At 67.5% G+C, this 18,115-nt stretch carries 17 protein-coding genes; 2 read left to right on the plus strand and 15 right to left on the minus strand.

Annotated elements, in window-relative coordinates; translation table 11 throughout:
* Positions 1-409: 409 nt before the first annotated feature.
* From JNN06_RS06040 to JNN06_RS06065, 6 genes are all read right to left on the minus strand, one after another.
* Positions 410-1,957: a CRTAC1 family protein gene (locus tag JNN06_RS06040; RefSeq protein WP_291238692.1), complete on the minus strand. Its 1,548-nt coding sequence runs from the start codon at positions 1,955-1,957 to the stop codon at positions 410-412.
* Positions 1,954-3,237: a vanadium-dependent haloperoxidase gene (locus JNN06_RS06045; RefSeq protein WP_291238693.1), complete on the minus strand. Its 1,284-nt coding sequence runs from the start codon at positions 3,235-3,237 to the stop codon at positions 1,954-1,956. The genes JNN06_RS06040 and JNN06_RS06045 overlap by 4 nt, the downstream gene beginning before the upstream one ends.
* Positions 3,237-4,538 (minus strand): xylose isomerase, encoded by a 1,302-nt coding sequence (gene xylA / locus JNN06_RS06050; RefSeq protein WP_291238694.1) that lies wholly within the window; start codon positions 4,536-4,538, stop codon positions 3,237-3,239. The genes JNN06_RS06045 and xylA overlap by 1 nt, the downstream gene beginning before the upstream one ends.
* Before the next feature lie 75 nt (positions 4,539-4,613).
* Positions 4,614-5,387, minus strand: a complete 774-nt coding sequence (locus JNN06_RS06055) for an ATP-binding cassette domain-containing protein (RefSeq protein WP_291238695.1) — start codon at positions 5,385-5,387, stop codon at positions 4,614-4,616.
* A gap of 12 nt (positions 5,388-5,399) precedes the next feature.
* Positions 5,400-6,713 carry a sugar ABC transporter permease gene (locus tag JNN06_RS06060; RefSeq protein ID WP_291238696.1) on the minus strand — a complete coding sequence of 438 codons (1,314 nt, stop codon included), beginning with the start codon at positions 6,711-6,713 and terminating at the stop codon, positions 5,400-5,402.
* Positions 6,714-6,864: 151 nt separating this feature from the next.
* Positions 6,865-7,890: a substrate-binding domain-containing protein gene (locus JNN06_RS06065; RefSeq protein WP_291238697.1), complete on the minus strand. Its 1,026-nt coding sequence runs from the start codon at positions 7,888-7,890 to the stop codon at positions 6,865-6,867.
* Positions 7,891-8,102: 212 nt separating this feature from the next.
* Between JNN06_RS06065 and JNN06_RS06070 the strand changes: the two genes are divergently transcribed.
* Positions 8,103-9,383 carry an ROK family protein gene (locus JNN06_RS06070; RefSeq protein WP_291238698.1) on the plus strand — a complete coding sequence of 427 codons (1,281 nt, stop codon included), beginning with the start codon at positions 8,103-8,105 and terminating at the stop codon, positions 9,381-9,383.
* Positions 9,384-9,456: 73 nt separating this feature from the next.
* On the opposite strand, the gene JNN06_RS06075 is transcribed toward JNN06_RS06070, so the two are convergent.
* The 7 genes from JNN06_RS06075 to JNN06_RS06105 form a co-directional block, all read right to left on the minus strand.
* Positions 9,457-10,482 carry a diguanylate cyclase gene (locus tag JNN06_RS06075; protein ID WP_291238699.1) on the minus strand — a complete coding sequence of 342 codons (1,026 nt, stop codon included), beginning with the start codon at positions 10,480-10,482 and terminating at the stop codon, positions 9,457-9,459.
* Positions 10,479-11,072 carry a heme NO-binding domain-containing protein gene (locus tag JNN06_RS06080; protein WP_291238700.1) on the minus strand — a complete coding sequence of 198 codons (594 nt, stop codon included), beginning with the start codon at positions 11,070-11,072 and terminating at the stop codon, positions 10,479-10,481. The genes JNN06_RS06075 and JNN06_RS06080 overlap by 4 nt, the downstream gene beginning before the upstream one ends.
* Positions 11,073-11,112: 40 nt before the next feature.
* A complete protein-coding gene (locus JNN06_RS06085) occupies positions 11,113-12,855 on the minus strand; it encodes a DUF4153 domain-containing protein (protein ID WP_291238701.1) in 1,743 nt (580 codons plus the stop codon).
* A gap of 274 nt (positions 12,856-13,129) precedes the next feature.
* Positions 13,130-13,486: a YigZ family protein gene (locus tag JNN06_RS06090; protein ID WP_291238702.1), complete on the minus strand. Its 357-nt coding sequence runs from the start codon at positions 13,484-13,486 to the stop codon at positions 13,130-13,132.
* A 96-nt stretch (positions 13,487-13,582) separates the two neighbouring features.
* Complete coding sequence (locus JNN06_RS06095; protein ID WP_291238703.1) at positions 13,583-13,882, minus strand: hypothetical protein; 300 nt, start codon at positions 13,880-13,882, stop codon at positions 13,583-13,585.
* A 104-nt stretch (positions 13,883-13,986) separates the two neighbouring features.
* A complete protein-coding gene (locus tag JNN06_RS06100) occupies positions 13,987-14,244 on the minus strand; it encodes a DUF6455 family protein (RefSeq protein ID WP_291238704.1) in 258 nt (85 codons plus the stop codon).
* Between the two features lie 110 nt (positions 14,245-14,354).
* On the minus strand, positions 14,355-15,131 hold the full coding sequence (locus JNN06_RS06105) for a M48 family metallopeptidase (RefSeq protein WP_291238705.1): 777 nt from the start codon (positions 15,129-15,131) through the stop codon (positions 14,355-14,357).
* A gap of 152 nt (positions 15,132-15,283) precedes the next feature.
* On the opposite strand from JNN06_RS06105, the gene JNN06_RS06110 reads away from it, so the two are divergent.
* The gene (locus tag JNN06_RS06110; protein WP_291238706.1) at positions 15,284-15,523 is read left to right on the plus strand and encodes a hypothetical protein; all 240 of its coding nucleotides are present in this window, start codon (positions 15,284-15,286) and stop codon (positions 15,521-15,523) included.
* A 140-nt stretch (positions 15,524-15,663) separates the two neighbouring features.
* Here JNN06_RS06110 and JNN06_RS06115 read toward each other — a convergent pair whose 3' ends face one another.
* On the minus strand, positions 15,664-16,404 hold the full coding sequence (locus tag JNN06_RS06115; protein WP_291238707.1) for a sulfite exporter TauE/SafE family protein: 741 nt from the start codon (positions 16,402-16,404) through the stop codon (positions 15,664-15,666).
* Between the two features lie 382 nt (positions 16,405-16,786).
* Positions 16,787-18,115 (minus strand): 30S ribosomal protein S12 methylthiotransferase RimO (rimO, locus tag JNN06_RS06120; RefSeq protein ID WP_291238708.1); only part of this gene is annotated, 1,329 nt, incomplete at its 5' end.

An 18,115-nucleotide genomic window follows, 5' to 3' on the forward strand; every position in this document is an offset into this window, starting at 1 on the left:
AGTGCCTGCCCCGGCGGGGGCGAAGCGCCCGCCGATGGCGGGGCGGGCGCTGGCCGTGGGCTTCGGGCCCACGGCCCGATGTGGAAACGGAGCCGCGTGACCTCGGCGATGGCCTCGGCCAAATGGGGCCGGAGTAGAAAACGCACCGCGTTTTCGCGGCCCTGTGGGAACGGCTGCCGCAAGACCTGTTCAGCCTGTAAGTGGCCGCCCGGTGGGCGCGAATGCGCCGTTCGGCAGGCTCACGCGGCCCCATCTGGGGCCACGGTCCTGCCTCACCCCGGCAGGGCGGGCCCAAACGCGGAGACGGTGCCGCGTGACCGAGGCGATGGCCTCGGTCATTGGAGCGGGGGTAGCTCACCGCCTTAGATGTGACCCACGTTTCAACATGGCCTCGGCCAATTGGGGCGGTTTAGCGCTCGATCACCGTCACACCATCGGTCGTCACGGCTTGCCAGTCGCTTGCCGTGCCGTCGGGCCACAGCACGCGGGCTTCGGCCTTGGTGGCGGGGCCGAGGCCGAAATGCAGCGGGCCGAAGCTCGCGCCGACATGGCCGCCGCCCACGCTGACGGGCTGGCGTTGCACCAACGCGCCCGTGCGCAGCTCGACCCAGGCGCCGATGGCGTCGCGGTTGGGGCCGGATTGGCGGGGCTGGATGGCGGCCCAGTGGTTTTGCGCGCCCTCAACCCCGGCATTGCGCCAGACCTCGGCGGGACCATTGCGGTTCACCACCACGATGTCCAGCCAGCCATCGGCGTTCAGATCGACCACCGCCGCCCCGCGCCCTTGCAGGGTGGAGGCCACGCCCGCGCGGTCTCCGGCCTCGGTGAACACGCCCTCCGCCCCCTGCAACAGCAGGTTGTTTGGGTCTTCTTCCGCGAAATCGGGCATGGCCCAGACATTGCCCTTGGCCACGAACAAATCCTGCCGCCCGTCATTGTTCACATCGGCAAAGGCCGGGTGCCACGCCGTCGAGGGGCGCGGATCACCGCCGGTATAGGGGCGATGCGCGGTCACGCCGCGCTTCCAGGCCTGATCGTCATATTGCGGCAGCTCATGCGGCGGTTTCAGCACCTGCAACTTGTTGTCGGCCATCGAGGTGAGGAAATATTCCGGCAGGCCGTCGGCATCCAGATCGGCCTCGGCAATGCCCATGCCCCAGATGCGCAACCGCTTCCAGCCCTCGGCCTCGGTGTAAAGGCGCGGCGGTTGGCCCGGCTCCAGATGCCACATCTGCTCCTGCCCGCCCTTGTAATATTCGCGGTCATTCGAGACGCGCAACGCGGGCCGACCCGAGCGGTTCCAATCGGTGAACAGCATGGAAAGCGCGCAGAAACTGGGGGTGAGCGGGATGGGCGGGCCGAAGCGGCGGGCGTCCGGGCCGCCCGCCGCATCTGGGCGGAACAGCTGGTTATCGGTGCAACTGCCCCAGGGGAAGGCCTCCTCGCGGCGGTCGATGTAATCGCCAAAGGCAAGCGTCGGCCATGCGGCGCCCGGCTCCCATGTGGCAGCGAAGGCGGTGGTCCAGCCATCACCGCCTTGCAGGCCCCAGGCCTCATTGGCCCGCTCGAACCGGCAATCGCCCAGGCCGCGATAGAGGATATTCTCGCCCACCCGCAGCAAGGCCAGATCGGTGATCCCGTCGGCATCGACATCCAGCGCATAGGCGCCGGTGGCCTGGGTTTGCTCGATCCCGGCCTTGCGCGGGGTGAAGCGCAGGGCCTCGGACGTGCTTTCGTTCAGGAAAAGCTGCGCGGGCGCGGTGCCGCCCGCCATCACCAGCTCGGGCTTGCCATCGCCCGAGCAATCAAAGCTGGCGACGCCGCCGCCCACCATGAACTCCCATTCGCCGGTGAAGCTGTGGGTGAGCGCCGAGGGCTCGGCCAGAAAGCGCGGCACTTGCGGGCCGGTTTCGGCCAGGGCGGGGCTGGCGCAAAGGGCAAGGGCAAGGTATTTCATAGTGTTTTCAACCGGATGGCAGAGGAAGCCACGCATTCGCCCTGCGCCAGCCCCTGTTCGATGGCGGCGCGGAAGTGGATACCGCCGTAAAGCCGCGACAGCGCGGCCTCCTGTGCGGCGGCGGCGAAATCGGCAAAGTGGCGGGGGGGCAGGCCGTCATCCTCATGCGTCGCGTCATCAAAGGCGAAGCCCGCGCCGAAGATCGCGGTCAGCACGGCGGCGGAAGCGCCCGACAGGGTGGAATGGCCCGAAGGGTATTCCGGGAAGGGCGGCGTGATCAGCAGCGGCTCCCATGTCTTGTCGATATGCTTGCGGATATAGCTGACCGGGCGGATGAGATTATAGGTGAACTTGGCCTGCCAGCAGGCGATGAAGGCATCCATCTGCGCCACGCCCAGCCGGGCCAGCGCATCGGCCAGACGCGGCAGCGGCAGGGCATCGCGCGCGGCAATGCCCAGCAGAATGGAAATCCAGTGGCCGGGCGGCGTGGGCGACAGCATCGGGTCATCGGACCAGAAACGCGCGATGGCCTTCTGCTCGGGCGTGAGGGATTTGACGGTGGTATAGACCTCCATCGCCTGCGCGTGGAAGGCAGAGCCCGGCTCGGTGCTGAAATCGGGCGGCGGCGGGAGGGTGCAGGCCGCGCCATGCGCCATGGCCATCGGGCGCACCTGCCCCCAATCGGGCAAGAGCGGCGCCTGTTGCAGGCGGATGGGCGAGGTGGGCGCCCAGGCGCCGGGCTGGGTCGACGGGTCATAGGCATCGGGAAAGCCGAGGTTTTTCACCTGCGCGCCCCCATCGGTGGCGGCCCAGTCGAGGATATGGGCGGCCACGGCCCTGCCCTTTTCCAGATCGCTGGGGCTGGCCTTCACCAGCGCATCAAGGCGCTTTTCCATCGCATCCATGGCGCGCTGGCCGGTGGGGCCGGTATTGCCGAACAGCTTGCGCACGCCCAGCGTCATGGCGCCATGCAGCACCGCCGCCGGGTCGCGCAGCATGCGGTCTTGCGGCAGGGGTTTCAGGCCGTTGAGCTGCCCGCCCAGCGGGGTGAAGCCGCTGGCATGGGCCTGCGCCTCCCAGACGATCACGCCCAGATAGCCGAAGGCGCGCGCGGCCACCGGGGGCGAATAGGTGGCCGTGTGGCGCACCAGTTCCAGAACCAGCCGATACCAGTCGAGGACCACCTTGCAGGCCGGGTCGGCCGACGCCCGCGCAGGCAAGGCGGGCGCCGACAGCGCGGCGGCGGCAAGGGTGAGGAAATGTCGCCGCCGCAGGTCCATCAGAGAAACCGGTTCCAGAGGTTCTCCAGCCGTTCCTGACGGCCGGATTTCGGTTCCGGTTCAAGCCCTTCGGCGGTGACGCGGGCGGCGGCGGCCTCGAGGTTGCCCGAGAGCATGGCCTGCGCGGCGGGGCTTTGCCAGCCCGCATAGCGCGCCTCCCGTGCGGCCTCCAGCGCGCCGTTTTCCAGCAGGCTGGCCGCGCATTTCAGCGCGCGGGCGCAGGTATCCATGCCGCCGACATGGGCGAGGATCAGATCCTCGGGATCAAGGCTTTGACGGCGCACCTTGGCATCGAAATTGGTGCCGCCGGTGGTATAGCCGCCCGCGCGCAGGATTTCGTAGAAGGCGAGCGCCTTTTCGGCGTGGTTGTTCGGGAACTGGTCGGTATCCCAGCCCGACTGGTAATCGTTGCGGTTCATGTCGATGGAGCCGAAGATGCCCAGGGCCGAGGCCAGCGCGATCTCGTGTTCAAACGAGTGCCCGGCCAGAATGGCGTGGCCCTGCTCGATATTCACCTGCACCTCTTTCTCCAGCCCGTATTGCACGAGGAAGCCATAGACCGTGGCCACATCGTAATCATACTGGTGCTTGGAGGGCTCTTGCGGCTTCGGCTCGATCAGGATGGCGCCCTTGAAGCCGATCTTGTGCTTGTATTCCACCACCTGTTGCAGGAAGCGGCCGGCATGGGCGCGCTCGGCCTTCAGATCGGTGTTCAGAAGGGTCTCATAGCCCTCGCGCCCGCCCCAGAGGACATAATTCTGCCCGCCAAGTTTCAGGGTGGCATCCATGTTCGCCTTCACGTTCGCCGCCGCATAGGCGTAAACATCCGGGTCGGGGTTGGTGGCCGCGCCCGACATCCAGCGCTTGTGGCTGAACATATTGGCGGTGCCCCAGAGCAGCTGGGTCTTGTGCGTGGCCTGCTTTTCACCGAGGTAATCGACGATTTCCTCAAGGTTCCGAAGGGTTTCCGCGAAGGTGGCGCCTTCGGGGCGGGCATCGGCATCGTGGAAGCAGTAGAAGGGCGCGCCGAGGATGTCGAACATCTCAAACGCCACATCGGCCTTCAGCCTGGCCAGCGCCATGCTGTCACCGAACCACGGGCGGTCGAAGGTCTGGCCGCCGAACGGGTCGCCGCCCGGCCAGGCAAAGCTGTGCCAATAGGCCATGGCGAAACGGAGGTGATCCTCCATCCGCTTGCCCAGAATGATCTCGTCGGGGTTGTAATGGCGGAACGCAAATTCGTTCTGGCTGCCCTCGCCCTCATAGCGGATTTGCGGGATGCCCTTGAAGAAGTCGGTCATGGTCGGTCTTTCTGGATCGGGAAGAGATGGGCTGATCGGAAAAAAGGGGGCGCCTTGCGGCACCCCCCGGTTGTCTCAATAGGCCTGCGGGGGCTTTTTCCCCATGATGATCATGCCGAGGATGTCATCATCGGTGACCTCGTTCACGTTCACCGTGCCAACCCTCTGGCCGTTTTTCATCACCACGGCGCGGTCGCACAGCTCCATCACGGCATGGATGTCATGCTCGATCAGGAAGATGCCGAGGCCCTGTTTCTTCAGCTCCTGGATCAGCTCGGCCACCATCTGCGTCTCATGGGGGCCAAGGGCTGCGGTGGGTTCATCCATGATCAGGATCTTGGCGTTAAAATAGACCGCCCGGGCAATCGCCACCGATTGCCGCTGCCCGCCCGACAGCGCCGAAACCGGCACGTTGAACTTGCGGAAGTTCGGGTTCAGGCGGCCCATGATCTTGCGGGTCTCGGCCTCCATCGCGGCATCGTCGAGGAAGCCGCCCGGCCCCACCAGCTCGCGCCCCAGAAACAGGTTCGAGGCGGCGTCGAGATTGTCGGCCAGCGCAAGCGTCTGGTAGATCGTCTCGATATTATAGTGGCGGGCGTCGCGCGGGTTGCTGATCTCGGCCTTTTCGCCATTGATCAGGATTTCACCGCTATCGGCCTTGTAGGCGCCCGACAGGCATTTGATCAGCGTCGATTTGCCCGCGCCGTTATGGCCCAACAGGCCCACGACCTCGCCGGGGTGCAGATCGACCGAGACGTGATCCACCGCCTTGATGCCGCCAAAGGCGATCGAGATGTCGCGCAGCTCGACCAAGGGCGTGCCGGATGTCGCGGAATGGGGATTGCTCATGGGAATGGCTCCTTATTTCGCGCGCTTGCGGTAGAGAATGTCGACATAGACGGCCAGCACCAGCACGATGCCCACCACGATGTTCTGGATCGCGGCGTCAAAGCCGATCAGCACCATGCCGCTTTTCAGGCTTTGCATGACCAGCGCGCCCAGAATGGCGCCGTAGATCTTGCCCACGCCGCCGGCCAGCGAGGTGCCGCCGATCACGGCCGCGGCAATCACATAAAGCTCGTCCAACTGCCCCAGCGAGATGGTGGCCGAGGTCTGGCGGGCCGAGGCCACGATGGCGGAGAGCCCGGTGAGAAAGCCCATGAGGGCGAAAATCTTCACCGTCATCATGCGGGTGTTGATGCCCGAAAGCTCGGCCGCGTCGGGGTTGCCGCCAATGGCATAGACATAGCGGCCAAAGCGGGTGCGGCCCATCATCACGGTCATGCCGATGGCGACGGCCACCATGATCAGCAGCGGAATGGCAAAGCCATGGCTGATGAACAGGCCCTCGGGCGGGACGGTGAGGTTATTGGCGGCGGCATATTGGGTGACGATGCCCTTCGGCCAGGGATAGGCGTTCACCACCAGCGTGGCGCCGATGACAAGGCCGCAGGTCAGCGCGGTCATGGTCACCTCGGCCCAGAGGGGGCGCAGCGGGAAGCCATGCGCGCGGCGCGCCTTGCGGCTGGAGAGGTTCATCCACAGGATCGCAGCCACCGCGATGGCGCAGACGATCCAGCTGCCCATGGCGCCGACCGCGCCCAGCGGGCCGCCGCCCAGCAGGGCAAAGGTGCTGTCCACCGGCGAGATGGTCTCGCCCCCGGCCAGCAGATAGGCCGCGCCGCGCCAGATCAGCAGGCCGCCCAGCGTGACGATGAAGGCCGGGATGCCGCGATAGGCCACCAGCCAGCCGTGAAAGGCGCCGATCACCGTGCCCACCACCATGCCGACAAGGCAGGTGACAACCCAGATCAGCGGATGCCCCAGACCGAGGCTTTGCGGCAGGATCCAGACCTGCACGATGCCCATGATCATGGCGGTGAAGCCCAGAACCGAGCCGACCGACAGGTCGATATGGCGGGTGATGATGATCAGCACCATGCCGCAGGCCATGATGCCCACGCTGGCCGTCTGCACCGACAGGTTCCACAGGTTGCGCGGGGTGAGGAAGGCACCATTGCCATTCACCAGCGCGCCATACAGGTGGAAGCCCACCCAGATCGCAAGCAGCGCACCGACCATGCCCAGCATGCGGGTGTCGATCTCGGTGGCTTTCAGAAAACGGGCGACCGGGCCAAGGCCGGGGTCGGTGGAGGCGTGGGGTGTCTGGGTCATGTCCTCGTCCAACACGAAAAGGGGGCAGCGTCAGGCGGCTGCAAACGGACAGGCAGAGGGGCCAGCCCCGCCCTCGCCCGGCGCGTGTGGCGGGCGGTCCGAAAATGGAAAAACCGGCGTCGGGAAACCCCGACGCCGGGCAGGATCAGGCTTACTTGCAGGCGGCGACGTCGTCCGCCGCGCCCTCACAGGCCTGCTCTTTCGAGATATGGCCCGCGTCGATCACGAGGTTCAGCGTCTCTTTGGTGATCGGGGTCGGTTGCAGGAAGATGGCGCTCATCTCCACACCCTTCTCGCCACCCGACCATTTGGTCGCGCCCGACACGGCATCCAGCGCGGTGCCACCGGCCAGAGCGACCGCGATTTCCGCCGCGGCCTTGCCAAGCTGGCGGCTGTCTTTCCAGACCGAAACGGTCTGGGTGCCGCGCGCCACGCGGTTCAGCGCGGCCAGATCGCCGTCCTGACCGCCGACCGGCACATTCAGGCCCTGGGCTTGCAGCGCCGCGATGGCGCCACCGGCCATGCCGTCATTCTGGGCCAGAACCGCATCCACCGCATTGTTGTTGGCGGTCAGGATCTGCTCCATGTTGGCCTGGGCATTCTCGGGCTTCCAGCCTTCGGAGGAGGCCTCACCCACGACCTTGATCTTGCCGGCATCGACATCGGGCTTGATGACTTCCATCATGCCTTCCAGCAGGAAACCGGCATTCGGGTCACCGGGGTCGCCCTTGATGATGGCATAATTGCCCTCGGGCTTGGCGGCCTTGACCGACTCGGCGATGATCTTGCCCACACCCTTGTTGTCAAAGGTCAGGTAGAAGGCGCGCGGGTCTTCGATCAGGCGGTCATAGCCCACGACCGGAATGCCCTCGGCGGCGGCCTTGTCGACGGCCGGGCCGATCGCGTCCTTGTCCATCGCCAGGATGATCAGCGCATTGGCGCCCTGGGCGATCAGCGCCTCGACATCGGTGAGCTGCTTGGCGGCCGAAGCCTGGGCATCAGCGGACACATAGCTGGCACCGGCAGCTTCCAGCGCGGCCTTGATGGCGGCTTCGTCGGTTTTCCAGCGCTCTTCCTGGAAGTTCGACCAGCTGACGCCGACGGTCAGACCCTCGGCCAGCGCAGCCGACGAGAAACCGGCAGCGGCCACGACCGCAGCGAGCAGAATCTTGTGCATTTCATCCTCCCTAAAGATGGGGCCAGCACGCGGCCCGACCGGCAGATTCGCCAGTATGTCAAAAATCTGCACCGAATAATTTCAGTTGTCAAAATAAGAATCATGGGCGAAGCTGCCGATGTCTGAAATTTCACGCTTTTTTCTGCCGTATCGCAGCAATGCAGGTGCAGAAAAAACCGATTGGCGGGATTTTTTGTTAGGAGGCCGAATAAATGACACGGGGGAAGCCGGGACCGGCAGAGCCAGAGGCGCGCAAGGGCGTCGGGCCGATGATTCCGCCGCTGTCAGATGCGCAGCGGCCCCTGCGCCAGCAGGTGTTCGAGCGCGTGCGGGCGGCGGGGCTGATCCCGCGGGTGCAACTGGCCAAGGATCTGGCGGTCTCGCCGGCCTCGGTCACCACGATCACCGGCGAGCTGATCGAGGCCGGGCTGATCGAGGAGGTCGCGGCCCCGCGCGAGACGGAAGGACGCGGCCGCCCGGCGGTGGCGCTGGGCGTGCGGGCCGATGCGCATCGCATCGCCGGGATGAAGCTGTCGGACCGCGAACATACGGCGGTGATCGTGGATTTCGCGGGCAATCTGATCGCCGATGACGTGATTCCGCGCCGCCCCGGCCCGCTGACGCTGGACGAGCTGCTGGATGCGGTGGAGACGCTGCTGGACCGGGTTTGCACCAAGGCCGGGCTGACGCGGGCCGCGCTTTCGGCCATCGGCATCGGGGTGCCGGGCTTTGTGGATGTGGCGGACGGGGTGGCGCTGTGGTCCTCGGTGCTGATCGAACGCCATGTGCCGCTGGCCGCCGCCGCCTCGGCGCGGCTGGGCGTGCCGGTCAGCGTGGACAATGACGCCAATCTGGTGGCGCTGGCAGAACTCTGGTTCGGCGCGGGCCGGTCTTTGGGCGATTTCGCGGTTGTGACCATCGAACATGGCGTGGGCATGGGGGTGGTGATGAACCACCGCATCTATCGTGGCGCGCAGCGGGTGGGGATGGAGCTGGGCCATACCAAGGTGCAGCTGGATGGCGCGCTGTGCCGCTGCGGGCAGCGCGGCTGCCTGGAGGCCTATGTCGCCGATTACGCGCTGGCACGCGAGGCGGCGACGGCGCTGAACTGGGGCCATCGCGAGGGGCAGCCGATCCATGTGCTGCTGGAGACGCTCTATGATCAGGCCAAGGCGGGCGATGCCACCGCGCGGTCGATCTTCCGCCGCGCCGGGCGCTATCTGGCGGTGGGGCTGGCCAATGTGGTGAACCTGTTCGACCCGGCGCTGATCATCCTGTCGGGCGACCGGATGCGCTATGATTACCTCTATGCCACGGAAACGCTTGCAGAAATGGATACGCTGGTGATCCGCACCGGGCGGCCCCGGCTGCCGGTGGAGATCCATGCCTGGGGCGATTTGCTCTGGGCGCATGGCGCGGCGGCGCTGGCGCTTTCGGAAGTGACCGAGCGCATCCTGTCGCCGCAATCGCGCGAGGCGGCCACGGCGGCCTGAGGGCGCGGCCCGCGCGCCTGCGGCAAGGACAAGGCGCCGCCCGGCGCCCGCCCCTTCCTGATCGGGCGGCGCCTCATGCGCCAAGCGCGGCACTGCCGGGCGGCTGGATATTGTGCAGATGCACACAGCCGCGCCCGGCGCGCTTGGCACTGTACAGCGCCTGATCGGCATCGTTCAGCATGGTATCGGCATCGGGCCGCTCATAGGCGGTGGACCAGGTGACCCCGACCGAGGCGGCAATGCGGCAGAAGCTGGCCTCGAAAGGGATCGGCTCGCAAAGCCGGGCGATGATGCGCAGGGCGATCTGCTCCAGCCGGGTCGGGTCGATCAGGCCGGGCAGCAGGATCACGAATTCATCGCCGCCCACCCGCGCCACGGTGTCATTGCTGCGGGTTTCGGCCAGCAGCACATCGGCCACGCTGCGCAGCACATGATCGCCCGCCGCATGGCCCAGCGTGTCATTCACCGCCTTGAAGAAATCGAGATCGAGATGCATCAGCGCGAAGGGCCGCGGCCCCGCCACGGCCTGCGCCAGCGCGACATCCAGCGCCCGACGGTTGCGCAGACCGGTGAGCGTATCGGTCAGGGCCTGTTCCTCGGCGGCGGATTTGGCGCCTTGCAGCCGCAGGTTCAGATCGCGCAGCTCCTGCATGACGGCCGATTTCGCCTCGACCACATAGAGCAGCTCGACCGCGAGATCGGTGGCGGCGAAATCGGCATCCGTCAGCGCATGGTCGCGCACCGCATCCACCACGCCGATGCCGAAGGACAGATTGACCAACATGCCCCTGCCGCCCGCCAGCGGCACGGCCAGGCCGCGAAAGCCGGTGCCGGGCAAGGCCCGCGCATGGAGGTAGATCCGCCCCCCCGCCCGCGCCCGCAGCGCCGCCAGAGTGCCCAGGCCCGAGGGGCGCCGGATCTCGAACACATCGAAGAAATCAAAGCCGATCAGTGGCTTGCTTTCCATCAGCTTTTGCATGGAGGGGCCGCAGCCCAGCAGTTTGCCATCACTGCCCACCACCAGATGCAGCGGCATCAGAGCCCCGAGCGCCTCGGGGCCAAGCTGGAAGTCGGTTTGCGGCAGGCAGGCCAGGTTCATTCCGCCACCGCCTTCAGCGCCAGATCGAAGCGCCGGCCCGAGGTGAAATCGCTTTCGGCAAGGGTGATCATGATCGCCTCGCCGCCATTGCGCAGGCCGAGATGTTCGACCACCGAAAGCGCGCCATAATCATCGGCCATGGCGCGCAGGATGCCCACCACCACATGCCCCGCCCCCGCCAGCCCGGAGCGGCAGATCAGGGTGAAATCGGCGGCGCTGTGGTCGATCAGCTCCAGCTGCGGCAGGTCGATGTCGGGCAGCGCCAGCCGCGCGCGCCCCGGCAAATCCTCCAGCGAATGCAGGAAATCGGCGAAGGTCACACCGCCAAAGCGCAAGAGCCGCCGCAGCGCCTGCACATTGGGGTGGGAGACGAGGTAGATCCCCAGATCCTCCAGCACCGTATCGCGCGGGCGCCCGAGCAGCCGCGAGGCTGCCTCGATCACCGCATTGGTCTGGGCGATGTCATAGGTCAGCATGGTTTCAAAGCTGTCGAAACCCAGCTGCGCCTCCCGCGTGACGGCAGACCAGATCGCGGCGCCATAGGTGTCGCGCAGGAAGCATTGAATGGATCGGTTGATGAGTCCGTGCATCGGAATCCCTCTGATTCCAGAACAGACTAGGACCGATAGATTAACGATTTCCTTCCTGCGTCGGCAAAAGCAGCAATTTCAGCCGCCCGGCCGAAAGGGTTTGCAGCTGCGCCGGGGCCAGGATGGCGGCCCCCTCTTGCAGGTCGCGCATCACGGCATCTGCCTCTTGCTGCGAAAAGGCGGCGGGGCCAAACTGTTGAAAATCCAACCGGATCACCCGCCCCTCCACCACCGAAAAGGCCGAAAGCAGGATTCGGTTGGCCTCGTCTCGCCGCGCCAGAATCACCTCGGGGCCCGGCTGATCGGGGATCAGATCGGCGGCCACCATCGCGCAATCGGACAGGCCGTTGATGACAATGCCGCAGGCGTCGCGCAGCTCGGTCACCTCGATGGCGTCGAGCGCCTCCAGCACGGCATCGCGCAGCGGCGCGGCCTCGGCGGGGCGCAGCGGCAGCATGGCGGCGAGACCTTCGCGGCGCGGCGCGGCACGCGCGGGGGCAGCGGCATCCTCCAGCCGGGCCAGCGCGGCTTGCAGCGCGGGGTCATCGCGGCGCTGGCGCAGGCTGGCCAAAGCCTCGGCGCCGGGGCGGCCCCATTCGGCCAGCGCCGGAACATCGAGCCGCGCGGTGTCGATCTGCCCCGCCTCCAGCCGGGCCATCTGGCTGGCGGTGGCGATGCGTTCGGGGTTCAGCACCGGCGTGAGCAGCAGCGCCGAAAGGCCGATGGCCACCAGCGCCATGACCAGATTGGCCCGGCGTTGCCAGACCTGCCAGGCGGCTCCGCGCAGCACGGCATGCAGGTAAAGCAGCCCATACCCCAGCGCGAGCAGCGCGATGCAGAAGGCCAGCAGGCGGTCGGGCGTCCAGCCATATTGCGCCACGCGCTGCCAGATCGCCCAGAGCGCCAGCCCGGTGGGCAGTGGCAGCAGGGCGGCCAGGGCGCGCGCGGCCTGCGTGATGAGGGGGGAATGGGTCGCCTCGGAGGCAGAGCGTTCGACGGCGGCAGTGACCAGCGCCGTGATCATCACGGCGAGGCTGAGCAGCACGCTGGCCGCCGAAAGCGTGCGGAACAGCGTCTCGAAGCCGCGCAGCGGCAGGGCGATCAGGAAGATCAGCAAGACCCCCAGCAGCACCGGCGCCATCAGCCGCATCAGGCGGATGACGAGATCGGGCGCCACCAGCCCCGGCATATCCTGCGTGGCGGCGATGCCAAGGCCCAGCATGGCGCCGATGAACAGGGGAAAGAACAGCTCGAGGTCGGTCAGCCGCCGCAGCCAATTCAGCCCGACGAGATCAAAGAGTTCCTGTGAAAGCGAGAGGGTGAGCAGCGCCACGCCGACAAAAAGCCAGCCCGCCGCCTGTCGGATCACGCTGCCCCAGGCCTCGGCGAACAGCGTGGGGTAATGGCGCCAATCGCCGCGCGCCTGCGCGATCAGGAAGGGCAAGGGCAGCAGGGTCAGGGTCAGGGCGGACAGCACCGGGATGCCGCTGTGGAACAGGTCTGCGGCGCTGTCGAAACGCAGGCTGGCCAGCACCAGCAGGCCCGAAACCGCCAGCGCCAGCGGCGCGGCGGCCAGCATGGCGCGGCGCAGGCTGAGCGGCCCGGCCATGCCAAGCGTGGCGGTGAAGAACACCAGCGCGAAGGCGGCGAGGGCGAGGGCCAGCCGCTCGGGCAGCCAGTCTTGCGCCAGCGCTTCGGACAGAACGTGGAAGGCAAGGCCACCCGCCGCGCCCAGAAGGGCAAGTGGCAGATGCGGGCGGGCGGGGGCGGAATGCGGCGTCATCGGGGTCTCCTGTCTGGGTCGACCCTAGCGGGCGCGGCGGCAGACCGGAAGGGGGCGGTGCCGAGGATCGGCGCCAGAGCGGCGCGGGCAGGATCACCGATGCGAGAGCGGCGGGGGGCTGGAGGGGCGCAGGCGGGTTCGGCGGCGCCGGGACGGGAAAGAGGCCTCCCCGGATGGGCGGCCCCGGATTGGCGGCCCCGGATTGGCGGCCCCGGATCGGCGAAAATGGGATGGGCAGCAGGCGTCTGGACGGCCACGGCAGGCGCGGGCCGGATCAGCGGCGCCAGCCTTCGAGAAAGGCGCGGGTGCAGGTGACGATATGGGCGAAGCGGTCGCCGCCCAGATGCACGCCGCCATACCAGCGGGTGACGACGATGATGGTATCGGTGAGGCCCTCGCGCTCCAGCATGCGCAGGATGACCGCCCCGGCGCCGCTTTCGCCGTCATCATCCTTGACCGGGCCAGCATCGGATAACAGGCAGGCCCAGCTGTGATGAGTGGCCTTGGCGAATTTGCGCACCTTGCGCAGGTCGGCCACAAAGGCCGCGCAGCCGGCCCGCCCTGTCACCGCCCCGCCCGACACGGCATAGCGCGAGCCCCGGTCGCGCAACACATCCTCGATTTGCAGCATCCCCGCCCCCTTTGGCGCCAAGCGTGAGGGGGTTTAGCGCAAGACGGGCGGGCGGGATAGGGTGTGGGTTGAGGGATGCCCGGGCCTCTGGGCGGCCTATCTTTCAAGGATGCGCAACACGAGCCACAGCGTGCCCGTCAGGATCAGGACCGAAACCCCGCCTGCAAGCAGAATTTGCCCGGAACGGTGCCAGCGCGATGTCCCCATGTTCTGAAATGCGTCCGACCAGAACAAAGAAGCGCGCCTGAGACGTTCCGTGTAGGGCAGCGACAGGCTGTTCCACCAGGTGCCACCGAACAGGAAGCGGGAGAGGATCGGCAATATGACAAAGGCATAGCCGAGCCATAGCATCAGCAACCCCGCAAGAAAGGCTGCTTTGAGAAGGCTTTGGGCCATATCCCTCCTCCCCGGACATTCGGTTTCCCATGGTAGCAGAGAGGGGGGCCTCCGTGCCAGTTCCGCCGAAGGCAGCGTGAAAGGGCTGTCTGGGCGGATCAGCCTTACACCTCTTTGCCGAGATCTCCGAAACGCGCCTTGTTCTGGCAATAGTCCGGCACAATGTCGCCCTTGGGATGCGTGGCAAGCCATGCGGCGCAGGCCTCGACTTGGGCGCAGGCCTGGCAGCGGCTCACGCAGGCGGCGAGGTCGCTGCGGGTCAGGGTGCCTTCGCTGACGGCGCGGGGCAGGCTGAGGCCCTGGCTGCGGGCCATGGCGTTCACCCGGTCCCAGGCCTCTGAGGGTTGCACTCTGTCTGGCATATGGCGGCTCCTGTTCTCTGTCGCGTGGCGAGAGGATGCAGGGCCGAGAGGCCGCGGACCTTGACCAAGATCAAAGCCGCATGCCGGATATATCTTGCATTTGAGCGACCTTAGCTGCCGGCCTGCACCTGCGCGACGGCGGCGCGCACCGTGGCGCGGCGCTGGGCATTGGGCGGGTGGCTGCCCAGGAAGCGGTCGCCGGGATCGGGCAGCCGGTCAAAGAAGCCTGCCCCCAGCAGCGGGTCGAACCCCGCCGCATAGGCGATGCGGGCGCCAAGCGCATCGGCCTCCAGCTCGAACTCCTTGGAATATTGCCGGGCGCCAAGGGCAGCCCCCACGCGTTGCAGCTGTTCGATGGTGGCGGCATCGGCGCCGGTGATCTGGCCATAGACCGCCCCCAGCAGCGCGCCGCGCTCGGCCGTGGCCATGCGGCGGGGGATATGGCCTGCAATGTGATGGGCGACCTCATGCGACATGACAAAGGCCAGTTCGTCGGCATTGCGGGCCATCGCGATCAGCGAGGCGGTGAAGATCACCACCGGGCGCTGGCGGTCATCCAGCGTCTGAAAGGCATTGGGTGGCGCCTCGGGGTTGGGGTCAACGCCGATCTGGAAATCGCAGGAGGTGCCGAAGGGCGCGCTTTGGCGGCAATAGGCTTCGGCAAGGGGTTCGATCCGGTCGGCCACGGCGACAAAGGCCTGCGCGGCGGCTTGCGGCGTATCAAGGCGGACCGGGACGGCGGGGCGCGCTGGCGGGACAGGCAGCGCGCCGGGGCGCGGTGCGGTTGTGGTGGGGACGGTGCCGGGCACGCAACCGGCGAGGCTGATCAGAACCAGCGCCAGGGCGCCACAGCGGCGGAGGGTCGCGTTGATGATCCGGCCTGCCATGGTCGCCCCCTGCTCTCTGCCTGTTGCCCTCGTTCTAGGCGCTTCGGGCCGTGGCGGAAAGGCCCCCTGCCCCGGCGATGGCGATCACCTCTGCGTGTCGGGATCTGCGGCTGCGGGCTTGCGTTGCGCCGGGCGCCTGCTAGGCTTGGCCCATGTTTACCATCGAACACGACTTTGACGCCACGGTCATCACCCTTATCGACGAGGGGTCGGTGGCCTTGCAGGAAGACATCACCATCTCGGCCTTCGAGGATTGCGTGACGCTGGAACAGCTGCACCCGATCACGCAGGAGCCGATGCTGATCACGCTCTCCATGACGCAGCTGCGCGATCTGACGGCGGCGCTGGACCTGCCGGAGGGCAGCTATCGGCTGGAGCGCGGGAAGGGCTAGACCGCCTGCGCACAGCGCGCACCGATTCCGAAGGGCGCGATTTCGCCCCCGACACGCCCCCCCCGGCTGCACGATCTCGGGGCGGCGCTGGACTGGCGGAGGGCCGCGAGCTGCGCGGGACGGCTCAGGCCGCCAGCGGTCTAAAGAGCCTGCGCCACCAGCACCGCGCCAGAGAGCGCGAGCAGCGCCAGCACGGCGCGGCGGAACAGGGTGTCCGAGGCTCCGTGCCAGGCGCGCAAGCCGATCAGCGCGCCGAGGATCGACAGCGGCACGGTGAGCGCGGCCCAAAGCAGCACCTCGGGCGTCACCCTGCCGGCAAGGGTCATGGCCGCCAGCGACAGGCTGAGAATGGCGAAGTTGAAGGGCTGATAGCGGGCGCGGGCCTCGGGGCCGGTGAGGCCACGCAGTTGCAGCCAGACCAGCGGCGGCGGGCCGGAGACGCCACCAAAGCCGCCCAAAACCCCGCCGACAAAGCCCACCAGCCGGTCGGCCCAGCCATCGGCGCGCGGGGGCAGCCGCCACTTGGCGGCCCGGCTGCCTTGCGCCGCGACATAGGCCAGCAGCACCAGACCCATCACCAGCTTCAGCGCCTCGGGCCGGGCAGCGACCAGCGCGGCGGTGCCCAGAGGCACGCCCGGCACACCGCCCGAAACCAGCCATCGGCCCTTGCGCCAGTCGAGCTGGGCTTTCAGCCGGATCATGCCGACGATCTGCCCGGCCACGGCGGAAATCACCAGCAAGGGCGGCACCAGCGGCGCGGGCAGCACCAGAAACCAGAAGCCCGAGGCCACCAGCGCGGTGCCAAAGCCCGCAAAGCCATTGACGAAGCCCGCCACCAGCGCGCCAAGGACCACAAGGGAGAGTTGGGCGGGGTCAGCCATGGCGGCGGACGGGCGGACGGGGCACAGTGAGGCCGCCGGGCAAGGCGGGCGAGCGGCCCGAAACAGACCCGGCGCGCCGCCGGTGGGGCGTCACAGCAAGCGGCCCCGGCAGAACCGGAAACCGGTTGCCCGGGGCCAGCAGCGCGCCGCTTGCCACAGGCGCAATTGGCCAGGGATCAGCCATGGCGGCGGCGGGGCTGCCGGGGCGCGGGGACGCCGCCGCCCCGATGGGGCAGCGGCGCAAGCCCGCCGGGGGATGTTGGAGACAGGTCGGGGCGCCGCTTTTGCAGCGTCCCCCCGCGCAGCGTTACGCGTCGCAGCGTCCCACATCGCAGTGCGCCACCTCGCAGTGCCCCACGTCGCAGCGTCACACCTCGCAGCGTCACACCACGCGGCCCCAGAGGTCGTAATCGCTGGCCTCCTCGACCTCGACGGTGACGAAATCGCCGGGCTTCAGGCCCTCGAAACCCTCGTCGATGAACAGGTTGCCGTCGATCTCGGGCGCGTCGGCCTTGGTGCGGCAGGTGGCGCCCTCGTCATCCACCTCATCGACCAGAACCTGCATCACCTGACCCACCTTGGCTTGCAGCTTGGCCTCGGAAATGGCCTGCGCCTTTTCCATGAAGCGCTCCCACCGCTCTTGCTTCACCTCGGGCGCCACATGGTCGGGCAGGTCATTGCTGCGGGCACCGGCGACGTTCTCGTATTGGAAGCAGCCGACGCGATCCAGCTGCGCCTCGTCCAGCCAGTCCAGCAGGGTCTGGAACTCGGCCTCGGTCTCGCCGGGGTAACCGACGATGAAGGTGGAGCGCAGCGTGATCTCCGGGCAGGCGGCGCGCCAGGCGGCGATCTCGTCCAGCGTCCGCGCCGCCGCCGCAGGCCGGGCCATGCGCTTGAGCGTATCGGGATGGGCATGCTGGAACGGGATGTCGAGATAGGGCAGCACCAGCCCCTCGGCCATCAGCGGGATCAGGTCGCGCACATGCGGGTAAGGGTAGACGTAATGCAGGCGCACCCAGAGATCATCGCCCGCGCCCAAGCGCCCGAGCTCGCGCGCCAGATCGGTGATATGGGCGCGCACCTCGCCATCTTTCCACTTGGCCATGTCATGCTTGCGGTCGACGCCGTAAGCCGAGGTATCCTGCGAGATCACCAGCAGCTCGCGCACCCCCGCCTGCACCAGCTTTTCCGCCTCGCGCAGCACGGCATGGGCCGGGCGCGAGACCAGTTTGCCGCGCATATCCGGGATGATGCAGAATTTGCACTTGTGATTGCAGCCCTCGGAAATCTTGAGATAGCTGTAATGGCGCGGCGTCAGCTTCACACCGCTGGCGGGCAGCAGGTCGATGAAGGGATCGGGCTGCGGCGGCACGGCCTTGTGGACGGCATCCAGCACCGCCTCGTATTGATGCGGGCCGGTGACGGCCAGCACCTTGGGATGCGCCCCGGTGATATACTCGGGCTCGGCGCCCAGACAGCCGGTGACCAGCACCTTGCCATTCTCGCGCAGCGCCTCGCCGATGGCATCCAGGCTTTCGGCCTTGGCACTGTCGAGGAAACCGCAGGTGTTCACGATCACCGCATCGGCGCCCTTGTAATCGGGGCTGATCGCATAGCCTTCGGCGCGCAGCCGGGTGAGGATGCGCTCGCTGTCGACCAGCGCCTTGGGGCAGCCCAGGCTGACCATGCCGATGGTGGGTTGGCCCTCGCG

The sequence above is a fragment of the Gemmobacter sp. genome, assembly GCF_016792925.1.
Taxonomy (GTDB): Bacteria; Pseudomonadota; Alphaproteobacteria; order Rhodobacterales; family Rhodobacteraceae; genus Gemmobacter.

Excerpts from the sequence above, each read along its gene's own strand:
- JNN06_RS06115 (WP_291238707.1), bottom strand. The coding sequence starts at position 16,404 with ATGGCTGACCCCGCCCAACTCTCCCTTGTGGTCCTTGGCGCGCTGGTG.
- xylA (WP_291238694.1), bottom strand. The coding sequence starts at position 4,538 with ATGACCGACTTCTTCAAGGGCATCCCGCAAATCCGCTATGAGGGCGAG.
- JNN06_RS06075 (WP_291238699.1), bottom strand. The coding sequence starts at position 10,482 with ATGAACCTGGCCTGCCTGCCGCAAACCGACTTCCAGCTTGGCCCCGAG.
- JNN06_RS06040 (WP_291238692.1), bottom strand. The coding sequence starts at position 1,957 with ATGAAATACCTTGCCCTTGCCCTTTGCGCCAGCCCCGCCCTGGCCGAA.
- JNN06_RS06045 (WP_291238693.1), bottom strand. The coding sequence starts at position 3,237 with ATGGACCTGCGGCGGCGACATTTCCTCACCCTTGCCGCCGCCGCGCTG.
- JNN06_RS06095 (WP_291238703.1), bottom strand. The coding sequence starts at position 13,882 with ATGGCCCAAAGCCTTCTCAAAGCAGCCTTTCTTGCGGGGTTGCTGATG.
- JNN06_RS06110 (WP_291238706.1), top strand. The coding sequence starts at position 15,284 with ATGTTTACCATCGAACACGACTTTGACGCCACGGTCATCACCCTTATC.
- JNN06_RS06090 (WP_291238702.1), bottom strand. The coding sequence starts at position 13,486 with ATGCTGCAAATCGAGGATGTGTTGCGCGACCGGGGCTCGCGCTATGCC.
- JNN06_RS06085 (WP_291238701.1), bottom strand. The coding sequence starts at position 12,855 with ATGACGCCGCATTCCGCCCCCGCCCGCCCGCATCTGCCACTTGCCCTT.
- JNN06_RS06080 (WP_291238700.1), bottom strand. The coding sequence starts at position 11,072 with ATGCACGGACTCATCAACCGATCCATTCAATGCTTCCTGCGCGACACC.
- JNN06_RS06105 (WP_291238705.1), bottom strand. The coding sequence starts at position 15,131 with ATGGCAGGCCGGATCATCAACGCGACCCTCCGCCGCTGTGGCGCCCTG.
- JNN06_RS06060 (WP_291238696.1), bottom strand. The coding sequence starts at position 6,713 with ATGACCCAGACACCCCACGCCTCCACCGACCCCGGCCTTGGCCCGGTC.
- JNN06_RS06100 (WP_291238704.1), bottom strand. The coding sequence starts at position 14,244 with ATGCCAGACAGAGTGCAACCCTCAGAGGCCTGGGACCGGGTGAACGCC.
- JNN06_RS06070 (WP_291238698.1), top strand. The coding sequence starts at position 8,103 with ATGACACGGGGGAAGCCGGGACCGGCAGAGCCAGAGGCGCGCAAGGGC.
- JNN06_RS06055 (WP_291238695.1), bottom strand. The coding sequence starts at position 5,387 with ATGAGCAATCCCCATTCCGCGACATCCGGCACGCCCTTGGTCGAGCTG.
- JNN06_RS06065 (WP_291238697.1), bottom strand. The coding sequence starts at position 7,890 with ATGCACAAGATTCTGCTCGCTGCGGTCGTGGCCGCTGCCGGTTTCTCG.